General features: G+C 52.8%; 13 protein-coding genes. 8 read left to right on the top strand and 5 right to left on the bottom strand.

The genetic code is table 11. The annotated features are described in order from the left end of the window. Positions 1-18: 18 nt before the first annotated feature. From METLU_RS0107835 to METLU_RS0107825, 3 genes are all read left to right on the top strand, one after another. Positions 19-1,137, top strand: coding sequence for a PQQ-dependent sugar dehydrogenase (locus METLU_RS0107835; protein ID WP_231383571.1), 1,119 nt, complete (start codon positions 19-21; stop codon positions 1,135-1,137). Positions 1,138-1,157: 20 nt separating this feature from the next. Then, on the top strand, positions 1,158-1,757 hold the full coding sequence (locus METLU_RS0107830) for an NUDIX domain-containing protein (RefSeq protein ID WP_027157735.1): 600 nt from the start codon (positions 1,158-1,160) through the stop codon (positions 1,755-1,757). 216 nt (positions 1,758-1,973) lie between these two features. Further along, the gene (locus METLU_RS0107825) at positions 1,974-2,756 is read left to right on the top strand and encodes a lytic transglycosylase domain-containing protein (protein ID WP_036242939.1); all 783 of its coding nucleotides are present in this window, start codon (positions 1,974-1,976) and stop codon (positions 2,754-2,756) included. Here the strand turns inward: METLU_RS0107825 and METLU_RS0107820 are convergent, their stop codons facing one another. Genes METLU_RS0107820 through METLU_RS0107805 form a run of 4 tightly spaced genes read right to left on the bottom strand, consistent with a single transcriptional unit; the run spans position 2,757 to position 6,178 of the window. Beyond that, on the bottom strand, positions 2,757-3,344 hold the full coding sequence (locus METLU_RS0107820; protein ID WP_027157733.1) for a PqiC family protein: 588 nt from the start codon (positions 3,342-3,344) through the stop codon (positions 2,757-2,759). A gap of 6 nt (positions 3,345-3,350) precedes the next feature. Continuing rightward, on the bottom strand, positions 3,351-4,934 hold the full coding sequence (locus METLU_RS0107815) for a PqiB family protein (protein WP_027157732.1): 1,584 nt from the start codon (positions 4,932-4,934) through the stop codon (positions 3,351-3,353). 6 nt (positions 4,935-4,940) lie between these two features. Continuing rightward, entirely contained in the window at positions 4,941-5,558 is a 618-nt protein-coding gene (locus tag METLU_RS0107810; RefSeq protein WP_027157731.1) for a paraquat-inducible protein A, read from the bottom strand. After that, positions 5,555-6,178: a paraquat-inducible protein A gene (locus tag METLU_RS0107805; protein ID WP_027157730.1), complete on the bottom strand. Its 624-nt coding sequence runs from the start codon at positions 6,176-6,178 to the stop codon at positions 5,555-5,557. The genes METLU_RS0107810 and METLU_RS0107805 overlap by 4 nt, the downstream gene beginning before the upstream one ends. Before the next feature lie 412 nt (positions 6,179-6,590). On the opposite strand from METLU_RS0107805, the gene METLU_RS0107800 reads away from it, so the two are divergent. Further along, complete coding sequence (locus METLU_RS0107800) at positions 6,591-7,094, top strand: hypothetical protein (RefSeq protein WP_027157729.1); 504 nt, start codon at positions 6,591-6,593, stop codon at positions 7,092-7,094. 136 nt (positions 7,095-7,230) lie between these two features. Here METLU_RS0107800 and fae read toward each other — a convergent pair whose 3' ends face one another. Continuing rightward, positions 7,231-7,782, bottom strand: coding sequence for a formaldehyde-activating enzyme (gene fae, locus METLU_RS0107795; protein ID WP_027157728.1), 552 nt, complete (start codon positions 7,780-7,782; stop codon positions 7,231-7,233). Between the two features lie 176 nt (positions 7,783-7,958). Between fae and METLU_RS0107790 the strand changes: the two genes are divergently transcribed. From METLU_RS0107790 to METLU_RS24820, 4 genes are all read left to right on the top strand, one after another. Next, positions 7,959-9,806 carry an LTA synthase family protein gene (locus METLU_RS0107790; protein ID WP_027157727.1) on the top strand — a complete coding sequence of 616 codons (1,848 nt, stop codon included), beginning with the start codon at positions 7,959-7,961 and terminating at the stop codon, positions 9,804-9,806. A 54-nt stretch (positions 9,807-9,860) separates the two neighbouring features. Then, positions 9,861-10,976, top strand: a complete 1,116-nt coding sequence (locus METLU_RS0107785) for a hypothetical protein (protein ID WP_027157726.1) — start codon at positions 9,861-9,863, stop codon at positions 10,974-10,976. A 20-nt stretch (positions 10,977-10,996) separates the two neighbouring features. Beyond that, positions 10,997-11,734 carry a DUF434 domain-containing protein gene (locus METLU_RS0107780; RefSeq protein ID WP_027157725.1) on the top strand — a complete coding sequence of 246 codons (738 nt, stop codon included), beginning with the start codon at positions 10,997-10,999 and terminating at the stop codon, positions 11,732-11,734. A 608-nt stretch (positions 11,735-12,342) separates the two neighbouring features. Next, positions 12,343-17,403 (top strand): peroxidase family protein, encoded by a 5,061-nt coding sequence (locus METLU_RS24820; protein ID WP_081679048.1) that lies wholly within the window; start codon positions 12,343-12,345, stop codon positions 17,401-17,403. Positions 17,404-17,567 lie beyond the last annotated feature (164 nt).

Genomic DNA, 17,567 nt, shown 5'->3' with positions numbered 1-17,567 from the left:
ATTATGGAGGGTATCATCATGTTTTTTATAAAAATAATGTTATCCGGCCTGCTTCTGTTTAACGCCGGACTGGCTTTTTCACAATCAGGACGTCATCAGGATGTCATCAAGCAACTACAGTTGCCGCCCGGGTTTCGCATATCCATTTTTGCCGACGATGTCCCCAATGCCCGCTCCCTGGCATTAGGTGATAACGGAACTGTTTTTGTCGGCACGCTGGATCAGGGCTATGTTTATGCCGTGCAGGATACCAATCGTGACGGCATTGCCGATAAACGTTACGTCATCGATAGGGATTTAAACATGCCCAATGGCGTAGCCTATAAAAATGGCGCGCTTTATGTCGCTGAAGTCAATCGTATTATCCGCTATGACAATATCAGCCAGCATCTGGACAATCCGCCCAGGCCAGTCACCATCTACAACAAATTGCCATCGGATAAGCATCACGGCTGGAAGTACCTGCGCTTCGGGCCGGACAACAAGCTTTACACGGCGGTCGGCGCTCCCTGCAATATCTGCAATCCTCCAAAAGAGATTTATGCCTCTTTGGGACGATTGAACCCTGACGGCACGGGAGCTGAAATTATCGCTCGCGGCATCAGGAATACTGTCGGCTTCGATTGGGAGCCGGTTTCGAAAGCACTGTATTTTACGGATAATGGCCGCGACTATATGGGCGATGATATGCCTCCCGAAGAGATCAACAAATGGACCGTTAAAGGCCAGCATTTCGGTTTTCCGTATTGCCACGGCGGCGATATACCGGATCCCGAGTTTGCCGGCGATAGAGAATGTCAGGAATTCACTCCGCCAGTCTGGAAAATCAAGGCACATATGGCGGCTTTAGGTATGCGTTTTTATAAGGGCAAACAGTTTCCGGCCGCGTACAAAAATCAGCTGTTTGTCGCCGAGCATGGCTCCTGGAACCGCACCAAGCCGCAGGGTTATCGCGTTGCGCTGATAAAATTCAGCCGGGGCAAACCGGTTCTGGAACAGCCTTTTGTCAGCGGCTGGTTAACCAAAGCGGACAAGGTGCTGGGGCGGCCGGTGGATGTGCTGGAGATGCCGGACGGCAGTCTATTGATAAGCGATGATAAGCTGGGCGTTATCTACAGAGTGACCTATAAAAAATAACCTGTAGCAGGATGGATGGAATGAAAAAACAATTTGAGATTATTGACAGGGAAGTCGGCTATCAGGGCTTTTTCCGGCTGGAAAAGTACCGTTTGAGACATACCTTGTTCGCCGGCGGCTGGAGTGCCGAAATAGACCGCGAGCTGTTCAGGCGCGGCAATTGCGTGGCCGTTTTGCTCTATGATCCCGATGCCGATAAAGTGGTGCTGATCGAGCAATTCAGGGTGGGCGGCGTTTTGCAGCCTGAAAAAGCCTGGATGCTGGAGATTGTCGCCGGCGCCATAGAAGAGGGCGAGACGGCCGAGGAAGTCGCTTACCGGGAATCGATCGAAGAGGCCGGCTGTGAAATTCAGGAATTGATGCTGATCAATGAATTTTACACCACGCCCGGCGGTTCTTCCGAATGGATTACCTTATTCTGCGGCAAGGTCGACAGCACCCATGTCGGCGGCATTCATGGCCTGGATCACGAGAACGAGGACATCTTCGTGCGCGCCGTTTATTTTGACGAAGTCTATCAGATGCTGGAAGACCGTATGATTGAATCCGCCATTCCCATTCTCGCCATTCAGTGGCTGGCCTTGAACAGGCCAAAGCTTAGGCAGAAGTGGATTAAATGATTTACGCTACAGAATGAACTCAAAGATATTTATCAGTCAAAGGAATATGACATTATTTTGGAAACACCAACTAAGTTGGGTGTCAGTAAATTTCACAATTATCAGTCAGTGATTCTTTTGCGCTTACACTCAACGCTATAAAGAAACAACACCATTACAGGTCTGGCATCTCACATGCCCTGGATCAATCTCGTGCAGCAGAGAGCGGAGAGTAGTATGAGTTGGAACAAACTGTTGATCGCCGGGCTATTAATCCTTTCTTCTGTAGGGGCGCATGCGGCCGAAGTTGATCGGGCGTCGGCCAGTATTCGCAAACTGGCGGCCTCTTACGAACAAGGTCGCGGCGTCAAAAAAGATTGTAGAAAAGCCTTCAAGTATTACCTCAGGGCTGCCGATATGGGCGATGCCTATTCCCGGCGCGTGGTAAAGGATTATCAGGATGCCGAAGCCTTTTATGACGCAGTCTGCCGGCCAAAACTGCAAATCCCGTCTCAGGCATTCGTTTTGCCCCAGGCATTTATCAACAGTCCCGAGCGGAAAATTGTCGAGTCCTGGGTCAATGAAATCGCACCGGTTTATGACATCGATCCCAAATTGGTATTGGCTGTCATCCAGACTGAATCGGCGTTCAATCAAAAGGCTTTATCCAACAAAAATGCGCAGGGACTGATGCAACTGATTCCGGCTACTGCCGAGCGTTTTGGCGTCAAGGATGCGTGGAATCCGGTTCAGAATATCAAAGGCGGCACCGCCTATCTGAACTGGCTGATCCATCATTTCTCGGGCAATGTGGAGTTGGTGCTGGCCGCCTATAACGCAGGCGAAGAGGCTGTCGAACGCTATCGGGGCGTGCCGCCTTATGAAGAAACCCGGAATTATGTCAGACGCATCCTGGCCTTGTATAAGAAAACGATACATCCGATTCCATCAAGGCATACCGGAAAAGTTGTTCCCATACACCAGGCTGTATTGAAGAATAGGCCCGGGGTTGATGGATGATTATTTTATCTTGACCAAGGCCTGCGATAATTCCCGGCTGAATTCGCCGAGCAGCGCGCTCAATGCATGCACCGTGCCCGTATACGACGCATCGGAAAGCGGCTGTTCGATTCTGGAGCGGCCATGGGTCAGGATTTGATGGTTTTTCTCATTCATGATGGCCCAGCTGGTTTCCAGATTGGCGAACTTTCCAGGTTGCGTATCGAACCGGACGACATCCACGATAATGCGGTAATCGACCGAGCCGAATGCGCCCCAAGGGTAGGACCGAACGACGTCGCCAGGCATCAACAGTGAAAGATTATGCGTCAATACCTGAGTGATGTTTTCTTTCAATGGGGAAGCCCACTGATGAAATTCGGCGATTTCTACACCGTTAGCCGCCGTTCGGGTTACTATTTTTTGACGTTCAATCAATGCCGGGATAGAAATGGGGCCTACGCCGATCAGGTGTTTTTTTGCCGCGCTTGTCGCTGATGCCGAGGGCTTGCTTAGAGGTTCCAGTACATAAAAATTTGTCGGTGGCGTCGACGCACAGGCCGACAGCAACAACAGACTGCCGGTCAATATCCAGTTTGAAATTTTCATGCGCATTTATTCCTCTTTCTTGCCGTGAATTAATGAATCCGGATGCTGTTCCAGATAATCAGACAGTTGCCTGACCGAACTCGCCGCCTGTGAAAGCTCGCGAAGCAGTTGTTCCAGTTCGTAACGCGCCGTGGAGCCGGGTTCAAGGGTACTTAACACCTGTTGAGCAGAGGTTATCGTATGGTCAGCGTTGCCAAGCGTGCCCTTTGCCGATTTGAGCATGTCGGTTGCCGCTTTTGACGTACCCTGCAAGGATACCAGTGTGGTATCGATGTCTTGGGTCAGCTTATCCAGCGGCAGTTTGGCAACCTTATCCATGATGATATTGGCCGAATGCGTAAACTGATCCAGAGAGCTGGCCGTGGTTGGAAACTGGGGATAAGTTGTGGTGTTGGCGCTCTGGATAATTTTGCTGTCCGGATAAAAATCAAGATCGACAAGAAGTTGTCCGGTCAGCAGGCTGCCTGTTTGTAACTGCGCGCGTAAGCCTTTCTTGATCAATCTATCCATCACGTCTTCATCGCTGATTCCGGGTTGATTATTCACTTCCCTGATGCGGTCCGGCTCCAGTTCCACGATGACCGGCACGCGTATTTCCGCGGTTTTTTTGTCGATCTCCAGATTGATGCCGGTAACCTTGCCGATCGGGATGCCGCGCAATTGTACCGGCGCGCCTTCGGTCAGGCCGCGCAGTGAGCCCTTGAAGTACATGACATATTTCAACGTGTTGGCATAGACGATCTGGGTCGATTGCTCATAGGTATCGTACAGCGGAAACAATGTGTTTTCAGGCTGGGTGTCGGCGGCTTTATCCTGAGCCGATGCCCGAAAAGCGATGCCGCCGCTCAGCAGGGAGATCAACGGTCCGGTCCTGACTTTAAAGCCGTCGGCGCCGGCCGACAGATCGACGCCGCTGTCTATCCAGAAACGCGTGTTTTTTCTTATAAACTGGTCATAAGGGGCATTGATGAAAACGGTCAGGCGTATGGCATTGGCCTCAGCGGACAGCTCATGGCTGAGCACTTCGCCGACGATAATGCCGTGGAAATTAATCGGCGTGCCGGGGCGCATCGAACCCAGATTGTTGGTTTCGAGGATGAATTGTTTGCCGTCGACCTGGGTTTTCAGCAAGGGGGGCGTGGTGAGCCCGGTAAAATGCTCCTGTTTGCGGCCATTACCGGGTTTCATGCCTATGTAGGGCCCCGACAGCAGTGTGCCAAGTCCGGAAACGCCGCCCAGACCGACCTGAGGCCGTACCACCCAGAAACTGGTGTTTTCCTTCAGATAGCCGGCGGCCGTACTGTTCATCTGCGCCGTCACGCGAATGGTTTTGTTGTCGTCGTTAATGGAAATGGCCGTCACCTTACCGACCTCGACATCGAGGTAGCGGATTTTGGTTTTATCGACTTCCAGTCCTTCCGCCGTAGGGAAGGAGATCGTAATAACCGGGCCTTTTTCGCTATTCGATTTATAAATCAGCCAGCCGCTGACCAGCAGCGCAATAAGCGGCAAAAACCAGACAAGCGGTAATTCGGATTTTTTATTGAGCGTTACGTCTGTAGCGAGGTAAGAGTCGTTCAGATTATTCATACTTAGTTAGCGTTGGCTGTCCCAGATGAGACGTGGATCGAAACTTTTGGCCGCAAACATCGTGAGTACCACGACGGCAGCGAATGCCGTGGCTGCGGGTCCGGCAATAACGCGGGCAATGCCGCCCAGATCGACCAGAGAAACGAGGATGGAAATCATGAAAATATCGAGCATGGACCAGCGGCCGACAAAGGCGATAATACGATACATGACCGTCCATTTGTGGGCATCGACCTGCCAGCGGTAATGCGCGCAAAGCAGCAGCAAGGCGATGCCGAGCAGCTTCAGTAACGGCACCAGAATGCTGGCAACCAGGACCAGCATTGCGATCGGCACCATATCGCTTTTGATCAGTTCGATAATGCCGCCGATGATCGTGTGCGGTTCGCCGGCGCTTAATTGCGTGACCGTCATAATCGGGTAAATATTGGCCGGAATGTAAAGCAGGAACGCACTGATCAACAGCGCCAGTGTGCGCTGCATGCTGTTCGGCAGACGATCATGCAGAGAACTGCCGCAAAGCCGGCAATGCGAAGGCCGGCCTGCCGCGGGGATTTTTGTCAGATAGCCGCAGTCATGGCAGCGAATGAGGCCTTGCGCCAGTGCGCTCGTTTCAGTTTTCATGGGGCGTGGCTATGGTTCAGTTGTTCTATGCGTCGCCAGAACAGGTATTGATCCAGACTGCTGGCCAGCATGGCGTTAACAATCAGTAAAGTAACAAAGGCATACAGGCCGAAGCCGAACCGGAGTTCAGCCATTGATGCCAGCTTGACGCAGGCGACAATAATGCCCAATGTGTAAACCTCCAGCATGGCCCATTCTTCGATATGCTGCAGCCAGCGCATCCAGCGGGGCAAAAACCGGTTCGGCTTCCGAAAATAAAGATGACCACTGACCAGCAGGGACAAAACAATATTTGCCAGAGGAAACAGAATGCTGGATAAAAACACCAGTATGGCGACAGCCCACATATCTTCCTGATACAACGTCACCACGCCGGACCATAGCGTACCGTCGCGCGTGTTGCCCAGCACTTTTATACCAACCAGTGGCAACAGATTGGCCGGCAAAATCAGTATCAGGCCGGCGGCAGACAGCGCAAAGGTACGTTCGATGCTTTGTTTGCGCGGACGCTGAAGCAGATAACCGCAACGGGGGCAGCGCGCATTGTCACCCACGGCAGGTCGGGCCGGATTCAATAACAAATCGCATTGGGCGCAGGCATCAAGTTCAATTCTACTCATGGTCCAACTATTGTTAAGCGGATAAATTAGCGATAAAGCGGAGATATTAACGGTTAACCTGGATATTTCATGAAACCACAGAGCTCACGAAGAAAAGACAGGGGATTTTCTCCCTGCACCTCATGATCGTATTAGAAAATAGTGGCAAGTAATTGAATTTCAAACGCTTCGTTTGCTCCACGTGCTTCGTGATGAAATAGTCAGACTCTAAATATACCATGAACCTTACAAGGAGCATGAGAGTCTCGTCGTCTTATCCGGTATTGAATACACACGGATAGCTTAGGTAGTCGCACTAATTGATAAAAATTGCCGATTCATCATAATAAAAATAAGCGGATTTAGGTTCCAGTTTCATTGTCGTTAAAACAGAAATCCGGATCGTTTACCGTCTGATCAAGTTGGAAACGTCATGAGAACAATATATTTTTTAGTTCCTGATATTGAAACGACCCATAAAATTGTCGACGAGCTGCGTGCTGAAGGTATACCGGAGCGGCATATCCATGTGCTCGCCAAACGGGACACGCCGCTGGAAGATATGCCTGAAGCCTCCCTGTTGCAGAAAACGGATTTTATTCCGGCTTTGGAGCGAGGCGCTCTCTTAGGGGGCACCGGTGGATTATTAGCCGGTCTGGCGGGCTTGGCTTTCTCCGGATTTGTGATCGCCGGAGGCGCCATACTGGGCGCCATCATGGCTGGAGCAACGATTGGTTCGCTGGGCGGCGGTCTGATGGGTATGAATGTCGGAAATACCAAGCTGAAACAGTTTGAGGAAGCTATTGAAAAGGGTGAATTGCTCGTTCTGATCGATATTCCCCGCGAACGGATAGAGGATATTAAGAAAAAAATTCTCAAGCATCATCCGACTGCCGAATTTGAGGGTATGGAACCGATCCTGCCTAGCGGATATTAAGCAAAAAACACTCAAGCATCATCCGACTGCCGAATCTGATGGTATGGAATCCATCCTGCCTTTATCCAGTACCTGGCGGATAAAGATGACTCCCATCCTGCGATGCGTGACGGGAGCCAGAATGATCAATCCAAAATTACCACTGAGACTCGCCAGTTTCAGGGTCGTACATTTCGTGGACGATTTTATTACGGTTGGCAATCAACTCTTCAATGCTGGGCGAATTGCTCATGGCGCGCGAAATAGCCAGTTTCATGGCTTCATAATTGGTGCGGTATAAATCCTTGCGATCCACATCCGGGTCCGCCGCGCATTCAGGGGCAATCCAGAGCATCGCGATAATGCACAGATCGTTGGCCTTATCAGCCGGAATAACGCCTTCTATGACGCTGTCCAGCACTGCGTCGGCCACGGCCGATTGCACGGGGCCGCCGAATAAATTCACATAAGCGCTGGATTTGATCGTGACTTTCGGGACCATGATAGTGGCAGGTCGTACCTGCTGGTTGCAGGCGCGGATTGCAAACATACGCGTATGGCCTTCGGTTTGTCCCATCAGATTGGCGAATGCGTGACCCGCAGGGCCTTTGACATCGCCTATGAGTATCTCAGGCATCGCGTCCGTGCCTTGACCTTCGCTGGAAAATACCGTCGCTTCGCCGGTTCTGAACCAAATTGTATCTGACATTGAAAACCCCAAAATTAAGTATAAGAAACGGGCATTCTATGACGGATAAAGAGAAGCGGGCAATAATGAAAAATAAATGAAGATGATTCAGCGAGCAGTAAGGATGGTTATAATAGACTAAACTCGACCAGCAGCATATTTGACTGTTTCCAGGAATCTCATTTTTTTCAATAGCTATGTTATTAAGATTTTTACCCGTTATTTCCACAACGGTGTTGTACGCGTTGTGTTATCTAATCAGTGTTTTTAAGTTCGATGTAGAATTCCACTTTAAAGCTATACCGTACGATTACCTGCTACAGGTCATCATCGGTTACATACTCTTCGCTTTTTCAAGACGCCTGTGGATTTTCCTGGTGATCCAGGCCCTAGTGATGGGCATACTGTATGTCGGCAATGCCATAAAGATATCTTTTTTCGGCGGCCCGATCATGCCGGACGATGTTTATGCGCTACGCTCCCTGTTGCTGATTCTTGATGGGTGGCGGTTTTTTGCCGCGGCTGTGCCATTGGCCGCCATCGCCGGTTTATTGCTGTACAACTTCAGCATGCGGCACTGGAGTTCCTATCTAGCTAGTGTAGCTGTGTTTCTATTTGGCATTACTCTGGTCTATGAGCCTAATTCTATTGTCGGTCCCCTCGATAAATTCTTCGGCAACTCGGTATGGGATCAGCGTTCCAACTACTTATGGCATGGCGCGACGGTTTACAGCATTCAGGAGAGCGCGCGCCGTATTGCCGAGGCTGACGTGGTGCCTGATCAGGATATAGCTCAGGAAGCGGCCGAAAAATTGCAATTGACTGTGCCGCAAAAGGTCGCCAGCACGCAAGCGTTTACACCGCGCAATGTGCATATTGTCCTGCTGGAGTCTTTCTGGGACCCGAATGAATTGAAGAAGGCCAAGTACAAGCAGAATCCGCTGTCGCCGGAATTTCGCAAGCTCTGGAAAAGCGCGGGGTATTCTCATGCCATGGCGCCGGTATTCGGCGGCTATACCGCTAATTCGGAATTTGAAGTCCTGTGCGGGTTTCCAGTCGTCAAGGATAACGTCAAGTTCGAGCGCCAGCTGCTGAACGATGTGCCCTGTCTGCCGCATATTCTTGCCGAAAACGGTTATAAAACCATGGCTTCCCATCCCAATGTGCCGGTATTCTGGAATCGCGTGAATGCCTATCGGCGCATCGGATTCCAGACTTACTGGTCACTACAGGATTTTATGCAGGATGACATGAATCGCGAGTTTCTGTCCGATGAATCGCTGTACCGTCAGGTCATGGAGAAAATCCAGCCCTCGCTGGATGCGCATCAGCCTGTCCTGGATTACATCGTGACCTATTTCGGCCATTGGAATTACCCTTTAAGTGAAAACAGGCCCAATAAAGTGTCATCGCCTTCTCCGGTAGAGGAAGTATCGAGTTATGCCAACACGGTCTATTACAAATCCCGCGAAATGATGGATTTCATCAATGAAATGCGCAAGCGGGACCCGGACGGCATTATCGTACTGTTCGGCGATCACCTGCCTTTCCTGGGCGAAAATTTTGCCGGCTATGTCGATTCAGGCGTGCTTGCGGCCAATCGCAGCGACTTTACGCCGGATATGTTCAAGTTCTATGTCAGCACGCCGATGCTGATTATCGACGGCAAACGCGGACCGGTTAAATTCGGCAGCATGCCGCTTTATCAGGTGCCCAAATTCGTGCTGAACCTGCTGAATTTCAATGAGCCGACGATCATGGACTACACCGACTCAATGCCTGATATGCGGGTACGACCATTGCCCGGCCTGCATTTTAATCTGACTAAGGACCAGAAAGTAGATCTCTGCAAGGAACCACCTTATTCAGCAGGTTGTAAGGCATCCGCCGATTGGCTGCGCGATGTGCTGGTCGTTAGCAACGACCTGTTTATAGGTCGCCAGTTTACTCGTCCCAAGCATCCGCCTATGGAGCCGAGTGAACCTGAGCCTGTAACAGCCGATGTTGCCGCCCGGCAGGGAACAGCGGCTCATATAACACAATAAGGCACCAGAGTAGGGCGGCCAACTGCCGCCTATTGATTTTCCGGAGAAAAATGCATGAAAAAATATTTCACAATGATTATGCTCAGTCTCTCTGGGCTTTTTTCAAACAGCGGCTGGGCGAATCAAATCTCTGTGCCGCTGCAGATTGATTACAGCATGATCGAGAAAGCGTTGGTTACGCAGCTCTACAAAGGCGCAGACCACACCGCCCAACTCTGGAATGACAAGCAGGGATGCAGTTATTTGAAGTTTTCCAATCCACAGGTCAGCGGACAAAACGGCCAGGTCCGGCTGTTAAACGAAGTCCAGGCCCGGTTCGGGACCGGATTTGGCGGACAATGCGTGCCCATGCTGGACTGGGCAGGGGTATTGGAGACCTTCCAGCAACCGACCCTGAATGCCGAACAGTCGGTCGTGACTTTTCCTGTCACCCGAGCCAACGCCTATGACAGTCAAGGCCGCCAGTTGACCATTGATAAATTGCAGGATTTGATTACCCGCGTCGTCGAGCCCAGACTCGCAGCCGTCAAAGTGGATCTGAATGAATCCCGTGTCGATATTCAGCAAACGCTGGCCAGGTTTTTGCCCAGAGAGAACGCCGCAGAATTTCAGCAGATGCTGAACACGCTGAAATTCAACACTATTCAGGCCCAGGATGACGGCATCAATGTCAATCTCGCCTTCGATGCGCCGGCTCAAATGGCGGTCAAACAAGCGCCGGCCCCGGCCTTCAGCGAAGCGGAGCAACAACAATGGGCAGCCACATGGCAGCAATGGGATGAGTTTTTGACGTCGGCGATCAAAAAGGCCTCCGATGATACCCAGTCGCAGGAAGTGCGTGAAACCTTGATGGAAATTCTGCTTGATTCGCGCGCCGCTTTCCAGTCCGGCTTGAAAGGACAGAGCACGAGCGGTGCCGATCCGGTCCGCGTATTCTTTACCGATACCTGGGAGCGTCTGGCGCCTGTCCTGAAAACCGTCGCCAGGGAAGTGCCCGGTATCCAGGGCATGCAATATCTGACGTTCATAGCCGCTACCGATGTCATGTATGAGCTTGAGAACCTGGGTGCGCCATTCGGCCTGCAGATTTCCTCGGAAGGCTTGCGCAGGCTGGCGCGCATGCTGATAGCCGGCAGGCAGGAGCACATGGACGCAAAGCCGATGCAATAGCATGAGCCGGGCGGCGAAACATGAATACGCATGAGCAAAGGCACCGAAACGCGCATCTGGGCGATAAAGCGCTATTCAGCGGCGAGCATTTGCTGCGTTTGCGCAAGGCGGTTTATGATCTTTGCTGGTTATTCAACCGCGGCTATGCCCGGCATTCAGCCATCAAGCTGGTAGGCGATCACTATCAGCTGCTCAAACGCCAGCGCCTGGCTATTTCCAGGGCGGCCTGTTCGGATGAAAGCCGGGAATTGAGAGTAGCCAAATGCCTGCCGATTGAGGCCATCAAAGATCGGCAACTGGTCATTGACGGGCTCAACCTGATCATCACGGTCGAGACAATCATGGCCGGCGGCGTCGTGCTGCGTTGCCGGGATGGCTGTATCCGCGACATCGCCAGCATCCATGGCACTTACCGGCAGGTCCATGAAACCGGCAACGCCATCGCTCTTGTCGGTCAGGCGCTTGAATTTTTCAGACCGGAAAACATCCTGTGGATTTTTGACAAGCCCGTTTCCAACAGCGGCCGCCTGGCGGTCATGGTGCGCGATATGGCTCAAGCCAGGGGCTGGAACTGGCAGACCGCTTTAATGAACAATCCCGACCAATTCATTATCCGCTCTGATAAACTGGCAATTACTTCCGATTCAGCCGTATTGGACGAGGTCGGGCAATGGGTAAATCCGGGCGAGTATATCGTAGCCAATTTTTTCTCCTCGGCTTGGATTATTGACTTTTCCAACGTGAGCGACCCAGTCTGATAATTTCAAGCAATTCTCCGTGTTGCGCCTGCTTTTTACGAACTTTATAAAATCCCTATTGTCCAGGTCTCGTATGGCTGAGCTTGTGGTAAAAGAGTTAACCTTTACAATTGAGTGTCGGTGCGTTGGATAAAGCGCACTTCACAAATCCACAAAGCAATGCATTCACTTTTTCTCTTGCCGGGCCGGAAGCGCCTCTCCGCATTTTCGCAAAAAAAACACGTTCAAAAATTACATTCAGAAAACATCCCGATCGAAATTACATCTTTGCTCATACCCTAACTCATAAATACAGGATTTCCTTAGATTGAAGTACAGTGTTAACTGTAGTGTATGAGGTTGAATCTAAATATAACCTACTGCCGTAGTCAAGAATTGTAGAGAAAAACGGAACATCCTTCAGCTGAAGCTGGAAATGATGTTTCAACCTGAAATAATCTTGGGTAAGGAGTATGTAGTCATGACATCTATATTTAGCTTAACTGCGATGCTGTTGCCAGGTGACTTCTGTCCAGTGAGAACCTGTGCAGAATCCCACCGGCGATCCAGTTTGACGTCCATGGACGCCTCCAGATGGCTAGTCCATCCATCACTATAGGGAATGGAAAATGTTAATCAGAACTCAACAAAGACTTGCCCCAAAAGGTAAGAGGACTTTAGCCGCGCTGATGTCGCTGCTCATGGCCATGCCGAATGTCGGCGTAGCTCCCTCGTTTGCCGCAGTGGATCCCGCACAGGTCGGTTCGGGCTTCACGGTCACAGCTTCCGACCTGGCCTATATCCTTCAGCAAATTAAGATCGCTGAGTATCACGCCGCGAATACCACACAGGCAACAGGCCCTTGCGGAGCGCTGCTAGGCGACGGGCCTAATCAGATCGGCAGCCCACTCCTTTCTCTCGGGCTTCGGACGGTAGATGGGACTTGCAACAACCTCCAAGCCGGACAGGAGAAATTCGGCGCCTCGGATCAGACATTCCCGCGCTTGACCACGCCCAATTTCAATAAGGCAGCTGACCAGATTCCGCAAGGTTTCCCAGGAGCAGGGAGTGACACAAACTACAACCAGACCAGTGGTTTTGTTTTCGATTCCCAGCCGCGCATAATAAGTAACTTGATTGTTGATCAGACTTCAACCAACCCGGCCGCCGTCAACGTGGCAGGCTTTCCGGCTAGAACTCAGGGTAATGAAGGGGTTTTTCCGTGTACTACGGAGCCATCAACTCCAGGAGGCACCGATGGGTTGCCAGAGGGGTGCGTGCCTGAGCATCAAACCCTGTTTATCCCAAACGTTACCACTGATGTCGGCCTTTCACCGCCATTCAACTCGCTGTTTACAATCTTCGGCCAGTTCTTCGATCACGGCCTCGATAAGATCACTAATGGCGGCAATGGACAGGTTTTTGTCCCGTTGAAGAATGACGACCCGCTGGTCGCCGGCCCGGACCACATTTTCGGCAATGCCGATGATCTTCCGCTTCAGCAGCGGTTCATGGTCCTGACGCGGGGCACTATCAAACAAGGCCCTGACGGTTTCCGTAACGCTCCGAATACGGATACCCCGTTCGTGGATCAAAGCCAGACTTACACCTCACATTCATCGCATCAGGTCTTCACTCGCGAGTATGTTCTAAATGCCGAAGGCGAACCGGTTGCGACAGGCAGGTTCCTCGAACAGACCGATGGCGGCTTACCCACTTGGGCGATGATCAAGGAGCAGGCGGCGACCAAACTCGGTCTTCAGCTTGTCGACGCGGACGTCAGCGACATCCCCATGATAGCGGCCGATCAGTACGGTAACTTCCTCCCCGGCCCGAACGGTCTTCCTCAGTATGTGACGGCTACCGGCCTCGTCGAGGGCAATCTGAGCGCACCAGTTGCTGCTCCAGCGAACGTGGATCGTATCGCAACGGCATTCCTGAATGATATCGCGCACAGTGCAGATCCGGGAGCTGTCACTGCTCCAAAGGCACCTGATGCAGATACCACAGCTGGCGGCAGCCTTGATCCAGCTGCAGCCGGCGAGTACGATGATGAACTGCTCGATCAGCACTTCATCTGCGGCGACGGTCGTTGCAACGAGAATATTGCGCTGACCGCAGTCCACCAGGTTTTCCACTCCGAGCATAATCGTCTGATCGATTACTTCACCAGCCCAACTGATGGTGTGCTGACCCGGCCCGAGAATGCCGAACTGCTGGCGGATTTCAAGAACGTCAATCTTGCCCCAGGGACGGATAAGACCTTTACCTATGAAGAGCGTCTGTTCCAGGCTGCCCGTTTCGTCACTGAAATGGAATATCAGCATCTGGTGTTCGAGGAGTTTGCGCGCAAGGTCCAGCCGGCGATTAACGCTTTCGAACCCTTCGCCTTCAACCAGACGGATCTCAATCCGGCAATTACGGCTGAGTTTGCCCATGCGGTTTACCGTTTCGGCCATTCGATGCTGACCGATACGATCCCGCGCGTAAACACGCCTGAATCAGTAGTTGCCGGCGCGCTGCCGCGCAATGACATTCCGTTGTTTGACGGATTCCTCAACCCGGCGGCATACAACGATGGAGGTAACGGTATCAGAATCAACTCCCGTGATGCCGCCACCGCCATCCTCATGGGGTTGTCGGATCAGACGGGTAACGAGATAGACGAATTCGTGACCGAAACGATGCGTAACCACCTGCTGGGTCTACCACTTGACCTGCCTAGCATCAATATGGCGCGTGCCCGCAGTGAGGGTATTCCTTCTCTAAATAACGTTCGCAAGCAAATTTTCGCGACGACAAACGATGGTCAGTTGACGCCCTATGCAAACTGGATTGACTTCGACCAAGCGCTTAAGCACCATGCCTCGCTGGTTAACTTCGTTGCGGCATATGGCAAACATTCAACCATTGTTGTCGCGACAACCTTAGAGGGCAAACGTGCTGCCGCTGACCAGATCGTCAACGGTACAGTTTTGACCGGACCGGATGGCTTCCTGGATGACGACCCTGACACAACTGTAAATGAAAGCGCCGATAACATCTTCCCACCGGAGGATAGTGCCGACTTCATGTTCAGCACGGGCAACTGGGCGAATGACGCGAATGGCGTATCTCAAACCGGTGTTGATGATATCGACCTCTGGATGGGGGGGCTTGCCGAGAACACCAACCTGTTTGGCGGTCTGCTGGGGCCTACTTTCAACTATGTGTTCGAGAAACAGCTCACTGATCTCCAGAACGGCGACCGGTTCTACTATCTGGCCCGTACGCCAGGCATGAACCTGCGGACCCAGCTTGAGGGTAATTCGTTTGCTGAGCTGATAATGCGCAATACTACTGCGCACACCCTGAAGGCTGATCCGTTCGCGACAGCTGACTGCAAGTTCGAGCTTGGCAACCTTACTTTCCCTGCGGATACAGGCAGTGACATCACCGGCCCTGGCTCGGTCAACGATGACCCAACCTCGGAATGTAACGAAAATCTCCTGTTGCTTCGTGAACCTGACGGCACGATCCGATACCGGGCGGTCAACGATGTCGATCCGGTGGGCATCAATGGCCAGAGTGTCTACAACGGTACTGATTTTGCCGATGACTTCTACGGCGGCAACGATAACGACACTTTCTGGGGCGGCCTGGGCAATGACAGGATCGAAGGCGGCGGCGGAGACGACGTGGCTCTCGGCGGCGAAGGCAATGACATTATCACCGACTTTGCAGGCAACGACATTCTCAAAGGCGGTCCCGGCAACGACGCCATCGACGGCGGCATCGGCGATGACATCATTATGGCCGGCGATGGTAAGGACTTCACCAACGGCGGCGGCAATAACAATGAAACCTTTAGCGGCCCAGGCGATGACTTTGCCATTGCCGGGCAGGGTATAGATGCCGTCTTCGGTGACAGCGGCGACGATTGGGAAGAGGGAGGCGACCAGCCAGATCTCCTGATCGGTGACAGTTCCACCTTGTTCTTCAATGACCTTAACCTGCCTGGCCATGATATCCTGATCGGTCAGGGCGGCGATGACGACTATGACATGGAGGGTGGTGACGACATTGGCGTGGCCGGCCCTGGTGTAGAGAAGAACGCCGGCGGCTCTGGCTATGACTGGGTTGTTGGAGTGGGAGATCCACAGCCTCAAAATGCTGATTTGGCTCTGCTGATCCTTAATACGCCACCAGTGAACGAAACTCGCGATCGGTACAATGAAATTGAAGCGCTGTCCGGCTGGAAGTTTGACGATACCCTGCGTGGCGACGATATTATCCCCAGTCAGATTGGCGGCGGCGGCTTCATCGGCTGTGACGCGCTCGATCAGGCGGGTCTGGACCGCATCGCCGGCCTCGATGATCTGGTTCCGCCACTGGCTGCAGGTACGGCTACGCCATTGGCTTCGGTCGTTGCCAATTCCGTGACCAACTTTTGTCTGTTGAAGGGAGACTTCGTCTGGGGCGAGGGCAATATCCTCCTCGGCGGCGAAGGCAGTGATCAGCTCGAAGGTCGCGGCGCTAATGACATTCTTGACGGCGACCGTTACCTGAATGTCCGGCTCAGTGTTCGTGATGGCGCGGGCGCTGAAATCGGCACTACCGACCTCATGGAGAACAAAGAGCTTACAGGAAGAAACTTCGGTGCTGGCACTGACGGCATGACCCTGCAACAAGCCGTGTTCGCGGGCCTCGTCGATCCGGGCAACATCGTGGCTGTGCGGGAGATCCTGACCCCAACCGTTCCCTCCGCTGACTGTGGCGCCGCAACACCGCTCAACTGCGATACGGCGTTGTTCTCAGGGCCGCAGGTCAATTACACCATTACCCTCAATGCCGATGGCAGCGTAACTGTCAGCGACAACACTGGCGGTGGCGGTGGCGGCGGTGGTGGTGGTGGTGGTGGTGGTGGCGTCAACGATGGCACCGATATTTTGTGGAATATCGAACAGCTCAGCTTCTGTGCAACGCCTGGCGCTCTTAGAAACACCTGCGATGTCCGTGCCGCTCCGATCAGCGTCGCTGACGCGATCGCGCCGGTCGCCGAAGTGACGCCCGCCTCGCTGGTCTTGGCTTTCGGGGATCAGGCCGTCGGCACTACCTCGGCGCCGCAGAGCATCACGGTCAGCAACACCGGGAACGGCAATCTCGTGGTATCCGGAGTCACAATAACCGGTGCTGATGCATCACAGTTCTCATTAGCCAGCAACAACTGTGGCACTGTCGCACCTCTTGGCAGCTGCACTGTCACTGTGCAGTTCTCTCCCACCTCCGACGTCCCTAAGACGGCCACTGTCTCTATCGCACACAACGCGGCGGGATCACCTTTCAGCGTCACAGTGAGCGGCACGGGCACGGCCCAACCACCAGATCCGGCCGCCACAACAACGACCGCCACCATCGCCAACACAACTTTCGGCGGCGGTAGGGGGATACGGATCGGTGCCAGTGTCACCAGCAACGTTCGGGTGAGAAACACGGGCACTAACCCGCTCGTCATCACCTCTGCGAGTGTGGCGCCTGGGCCGTTCACGGTCACCCTGGGCACCTGCGGCACACCAGTTCGCGTGGGCAGGGCTTGCAATCTCAGAGTCACCTTCAGTCCGACCGCTGCCCAGTTGTACACGCGGACACTGACAGTGGTGAGCAACGCCTCTCCAGCCCCAATTGGCACCTTAACGGGTAGGGGGCGCTAACATGGAAAGCGTAATGTAGCAGTCGTAGCGCGCTACGTGGCAGACCGCGGGACGGCTCCCAAGCCGCTCCCGCGGTCACCCTCCCGAAAGGCGCCGCGACTAAGGCATGGCAAGCTCAAAGGAGCCGAACACGATATCGGCGCTATTGGATCTTGATTTGGAAA

It is taken from the genome of Methylobacter luteus IMV-B-3098 (assembly GCF_000427625.1).
In the GTDB taxonomy this organism is placed as follows: domain Bacteria; phylum Pseudomonadota; class Gammaproteobacteria; order Methylococcales; family Methylomonadaceae; genus Methylobacter; species Methylobacter luteus.
Note: the sequence above shows the minus strand (reverse complement) of the source record. Positions and strands in the feature narration are given on the sequence as shown.